Origin of the sequence: Breoghania sp., from assembly GCF_030066895.1 — a bacterium.
Lineage (GTDB): Bacteria > Pseudomonadota > Alphaproteobacteria > Rhizobiales > Stappiaceae > Breoghania.
Genome location: NZ_JASJAV010000046.1, coordinates 1 through 6,369, shown reverse-complemented (window position 1 = coordinate 6,369; position 6,369 = coordinate 1). Strand labels below are relative to the sequence as shown.

At 48.8% G+C, this 6,369-nt stretch carries 2 protein-coding genes; both read right to left on the bottom strand.

Features of this window, described 5'->3' with window-relative positions:
- The coding region (locus QNJ43_RS26340) for a hypothetical protein (RefSeq protein WP_300474957.1) at positions 1-316 on the bottom strand (316 nt) is incomplete at its 3' end.
- 1,290 nt (positions 317-1,606) lie between these two features.
- On the bottom strand, positions 1,607-6,319 hold the full coding sequence (locus tag QNJ43_RS26335) for an RNase H-like domain-containing protein (protein WP_300474954.1): 4,713 nt from the start codon (positions 6,317-6,319) through the stop codon (positions 1,607-1,609).
- Positions 6,320-6,369 lie beyond the last annotated feature (50 nt).

Below are 6,369 nucleotides of genomic sequence, written 5' to 3'. Positions count from 1 at the left end.
TTTCTCTTTCTCTTTCTCTTTCTCTTTCCCTTTCTTCCTTTTCTCTTTCTGCTGCCAACTGATCTTTCTTAAACTGCATTTCAAGTCTGAACTTTTCCAGTTCTATCGCACTTTCTACAGACTCATCTTCCCCTCCTAAGCCCAAATGCGTAGCAATAGCTTGAACAATAACGTCTTTCCTTGCCGCTAGAGGCATTCTGATTTCCAAGCACTGTGCTACGGCTCGTAGTTGCACTTTGCTCAGGCTACCTAAATCTTCCATTGTTAAGTCTTCATTTTCAAGAAAGGTCGCGGCTACAAAGTCGCTAGACGCCATGACGATCGCTCACTGATAGACACTATCTCAATTCACTCTTTCTCTTTTGAATTTAGAAGGGTTTTTCTCCCGGACAAGAGCCCACAATTATATGTTACGAACTTTACGTCCGCAACATACAGAGGAAAAAAAAAGAAACGGGTCTGGAGTTTTGAAGAAAAGAAAAAACACTGTTCAACAGAACTTAACGATTTATTAAATGAGTGTCTATCTGTAACGATCGTTTTACACCAGCTCTAGCGTTGACGTACAATTGAACAGCAATGCAGTAGTTGGCATTTTAAACTATGCCCTTGGAACTCACAAATGTTCGTAGTCCATGAAACAGGATAATACGTGCTTCCGCTGCAGGACGTCCCGCCGATGCGTGTGTGGGATACGTCACCCCTAGTCCGTGAAACACACGTACACGTTCACACAGTCTATAAAGACCCAGTCTGTGTTCACAACAATGTCTCTCGACTCCCAGGTGCGACGTCCTCTTGGTTAGCGTTGACCAGCCCGACACGTCCTCTCCCTCCAGCGTTGCCTGCTGTCTCCAGTCCTTGTACCTGGCCCACAGCCACTGCACTGTTCAGGTACTTTTCCCCGCCAGCTTGTCTTCCCACAGCATGAAGATGATTATTCCACCCGTCTTCGAGTCCTTCAGCCAGTCTTCCAGTCTTCCAGCCAGTCCTCTAGTCTTTCAGCCAGTCTTCCAGTCTTCCAGCCAGTCTTCTAGTCTACGGCACACCACACGTCTTCTTTGTAGGGTTTCTAATCTGCTTCTCCCTCAGCACACCACGTCCTCACTCTAGGGTTCCCCGTCTGCTTCTGTCCACTTTTCAGTGAGCACAGGAACAGCGGCGGTCCCGTAGTCTGGCACCCCAGGTCGACGACTGTCCAAAGGTGCGACAATGACCGACCCCTTTCTCGTGCCATGCCAGACAGACTGTTACATAACATCTCAGGTGATCGCCACAATGGACCACCGTTTGCCTTTCTAGTTCAACGACCAGACATTCTGTACTCATTCACGACTACATGACAACGACTACATGACACCTCCCCCCTTAAAAGAAAAGAAAGCCTAATTCTTAAATTAGGTTTTCTTTACCCACATCACCAATCTAAGACTTGTCTAGTTTCCCTTTGTCTTTTCTTTTAACACTGTCAACTTCAGTACTCAAACACTTTTTACATAATCACAAGGTTATACTAGACCACGTTTTGTCCTATCGTTCAGTTAGCTTTCCCTCCATTAGACTAATTATAACATCAACCATAACAACTTTGTTCATAACTACATCGTTACACTCGGGACAGTGCATCTGCAATCACATTGTCTCTCCCTCGAATGTGTTCAATTTTAAGTGAATACGGCTGCAGCAGTAAACTCCACCTGAAAAGCTTGCGACTTCTTGTCCTAAACTTCTCCAGAAACACTAGGGGGTTGTGGTCGGTAAACACCACAATATCACCTGTACAGCTCGTTAGGTATACTTCAAAATGCTGCACAGCTAGCACAAGAGCAAGGGCCTCTTTCTCTATGGTAGAATAAGCTCTCTGGTGCCTATCTAACTTCCTGGAGTAATAGCTCACTGGTCTGTCTATCCCATCCTCGCTCTCTTGAAGCAAAACTGCGCCAACACCTACATCACTGGCGTCTATAGCCAGCTTGAACGGCTTGCCAAAATCTGGAGCCGCAAGGACCGGGTCACTACCAAGCACAGCTTTCAGCTTGTCAAATGCATCTTGACACCGGTCTGACCACACAAACTTGACATCCTTTCTCAGCAAATTAGTCAAGGGCGCAACCAAAGTGCTATAATTGGCACAAAACTTTCGGTAAAAACCAGACATCCCGAGGAACCTCATAAGCTCACGCTTGTTCTTGGGACTGGGGAAATTCACAATGCATTGTACCTTTGCCTGACGCGGCAATACCTGCCCCTTTCCCACAACATGGCCTAGACATGTCACTGTCGCCTTCGCGAACTCACACTTTTTCAAGTTTATAACAAGGTTTGCCTCTTGCAGGCGCGCGAACAGTGCCTTGAGGTGGGCGTAATGCTCCGCCCAAGTGTCACTGTACACTATGACGTCATCAATATACGCCTTGCAGTTGCTGAGCCCTGCCAATACCTTGTTCATGAGCCGCTGAAAGGTAGCTCCAGAGTTTTTCATACCATACGGCATAACTCTACAGGAAAAAAGAGAATCCTGGGTCACAAAAGAAGAAACTTCTTTAGCCCTATCTGTCATAGGCACCTGCCAGTATCCCTTCAAAAGATCTATCCTAGTGACGTACTTGCTCCTTCCCACACTGTCGATGCACTCCTCCAACCGTGGAATTGGATAAGAGTCAGTGCGAGTGACTGCATTGACCTTTCGATAGTCAAAACACATCCTCTGTGTCCCATCTGCCTTTGGGGCCAACACCACAGGGGAACTGTAACAACTTTGACTAGGCTCAATGAGATTGTTTTGCAACATATACTGAACCTCTTGTCTCACCATGGCCGCCTTGGATGGATTTAGACGGTATGGGTGTTGTTTGATGGGCTGGGAATCGCCCACATCCACATCATGCACAGCCCATGTGGTCAGCCCTGGAGTGTCAGAACACACCGACTTATACTGGCAAAGCAGACTACAGAGATCCTGCCTTTGATCAGGAGGAAGGTGCTGCAACTCAGCATCTATATTACGCAGCACCTCCGAATTTGACAACTTGACAGGGGGCATCTCCCCATCAGTGTCCTTGCCACTTTCAAGCCCAACCTCTCCAGGCAACTCCCTTGCTACAGGGCTGTCCTGGACTGTGTTGATCAGTCCGACGGGATTGGCTGGCTCACGCTCAAAATACCGTTTGAGCATATTAATGTGGCATACACGGTGAGGCTTTCGCCGATCAGGCGTGTCAATTACATAATTGACTGGGTTTAGTTTTTTTCTCACTGTGTACGGTCCTTGGAACCTAGCTGTCAATGGGTTCTGGACCAGTGGCAGGAGAGCTAGTACCTTGTCACCTGGTTTAAACTCTCTTTTTTCAGCCCTGCGATCAAATTGGGCTTTCATCTCTCCTTGAGACTCCTTTAGGTGGTCCCGTGCCACCTCACAGGCTCTGAAAAGCCTCTCCCTGAACTCACTGACGTAGTCAAGGAGGTTGGGAGTCTCTTTACCCTCCTCACCCAACAACCTTTCCTTCAGAAACTTGAGGGGGCCCCTGACTTCATGGCCATACACCAACTCAAACGGACTATATCCCGTCGACTCGTTGGTAGCACTACGTGTGGCAAACAGCACCAGAGGAATCCCCTTATCCCAACTATCAGGATTTTCGGTGCAATAGGCCCTGAGCATCGTTTTCAACGTTTGATGGTACCTCTCAAGTGCTCCTTGGGACTCTGGGTGATAGGCCGACGACCTGAGTTGCCGGATTCCCAGCTGCTCCAAAACCTGCCTAAAAAGGCCTGACATAAAATTAGAGCCTTGGTCCGTCTGCACTTCTTTGGCCAGTCCATACCGTGTGAAAAACTGAATGAGGGCCCCGACCACACTCTCTGCTGTGATCCTTTTCAACGGTACTGCCTCAGGGAATCTTGTTGATACGTCCATGACAGTCAACAGGAACTGAAACCCGGACTTGGTCCTTGGCAACGGACCGACACAATCCACCATGATCTTGGTGAACGGCTCCTCAAATGCCGGAACAGGCATCAGAGGTGCGGGTTTGATAGCTGGTTGTGGCTTTCCAACTACCTGACAAGTATGACACGTTCGACAAAACTGTGCCACATCCTTATACATTCGTGGCCAATAGAAATGAGCCATTATGCGGGACCTCGTCTTCCGGATACCCACGTGCCCAGCCATGGGTGCTTCGTGTGCCAACCGCAACACTTCCGACCTGTACCCACGGGGCAACACCACTTGGTGAACAACTGACCACTCATCAGAAGCGGGGCTACGGGGATTACGCCACTTCCTCATCAGTATGTCATTTCTGACATAGAATCCCCCAGGCACATCATTGGCTTCTGCCTCAGACATCGCATACTGCCTGATCTGATCCAACTCTGGATCTGCCCTCTGTTGTTCAACCAACGTAGGCCGACTTAGACCTAAGCCTGAATCGACACCACTGTCCAAATCCTTGAAAAACGTCTCGGACAACCAAACCCCAGTGGACTCTGCCTTTTCAGACTTCTCCACGTCACTAACAGCCTTTCTAGACTGCGCACGCGTCACCACGCAAGCAGGGAACAAACCAGGGAACTCATCCCCCAAAGCCTCAACATCGGCTTCCACCACAGGAGAATTAACCACAATCGGCGTGACATCCACCCTGTCACCCGCCAAATCATTCCCTAACAAGAAATGCACGCCATCGATTGGTAACGAAGGAACCACTCCCACCGTAACCACACCTGTGACCAACTTGGAGTCCAACTTTACCCTACGCAAGGGAACAGGGACGTAACAACCTTGCACCCCCTGGATCAAGGCCTTTGCCTCCACTTCACCCTCTTTCGATACAGGCGCAACACAAGCCAAAACCAAAGATTGGGCAGCCCCAGTGTCCCTCAAAATGGTCACCTGGCGATTACCTTGACCCCCAACGTCAGACACCTTGCCTTGTGACACGAACCCTCTGTACGAATCTAGCACAGAACTGGAATCTGCTGAGCCCGCGACTTCCTGGCCAACCTTACCCGTCCTGTCCTCACCAGGCGGACACAAGCCATCAGCATGACCCGAACTGGGACACTCGCCCCCAAGGTTGCCTTTACTGAGGACAACACCTTCATCCAAACCACCAAGAAAGGACGAACAACGACCACGGTCCCCGACACAATTGTCCAGACTTGGGGCACCGGCCTCCCGCTCAACACAGGCCAACTCAGATTCCACACCTCGGACCACTGACCCGTGGCTCCCTTTTACTCCAGACCCCACCATGCCATGACCCACATGCACCAGGCCCACTGGCTTTTTGCCACCTGACTGCTCCTGATCCTTCCTAAATTTCACACACTTGGACTTGACATGGCCCTTAGCGTGACAGTAGTAGCAAACGACATCCTTGTCCCACACTTTTCTACTCCACTGCCCGCCCTGACTTTGAGAAACAGACGAAGACCCCACCTGACTCTGACTACTACTTTTGACAGAACCCCTATCTGGATGACCACTCCTGCTTGAGTGCGCACCCGAACCACTCTTCCTGTGTGCCAGCTCGTAACTATCTGCCATTACTCCTGCATCACGCAGCTTAGTGACCTTCTGTTCATCCAGATGAATTCTTACTTCAACAGGAACATGACTCTTGAACTCTTCTAAAAGAATAGTTTCCCTGAGCATCTCAAACGTTTTGTCCTGTTGCAAGGCCCGGTACCAACGATCAAACCATTGTTCTTTCTCCCTTGAAAACCCGGCATATGTCTGCCCTGGTTTCTTTCTCCACGTTCTAAACTTTTGCCTGTAGGCTTCAGGTACCAATTCATAAGCCGCCAAGACAGTTTGTTTGAGGTGCTCGTAGGATTCAGCGACTGGTATTTGGGAACAGACTTTTTGTGCCTCGCCCGTGAACACGGTTCGGAGCATTACAGTCCAGCACTCTTCAGGCCACCTCAACCGTTCTGCACACCCTTCGAAAGTCACAAAAAAGCTTTCGACATCACCCTCATCGAATTTCGGCAATAGCCGGACATTTTTCGCCACATCAAAGGTCGTCTGGGTGTGTGACTGTGGTGGTGCAGAGTGCTGGGCTTGTGACATTGCACTTTGAATTTCTAACTCTTTCATCTTCAACAGAAACACCCTTTCGCTTTCCTTTTCTTCCTTTTCTCTTTCTTTCTCCCTTTCTTCTCTTTCTCTTTCTTGCCTTTCTTTCTCCCTTTCTTCTCTTTCTCTTTCTCTTTCTCTTTCCCTTTCTTCCTTTTCTCTTTCTCTTTCTCTTTCTCTTTCCCTTTCTTCCTTTTCTCTTTCTGCTGCCAACTGATCTTTCTTAAACTGCATTTCAAGTCTGAACTTTTCCAGTTCTATCGCACTTTCTACAGACTCATCTT

What these genes read in the sequence shown, in the direction of transcription:
- QNJ43_RS26335 (WP_300474954.1), bottom strand. Translation starts at nt 6,319, where the DNA reads ATGCAGTTTAAGAAAGATCAGTTGGCAGCAGAAAGAGAAAAGGAAGAA.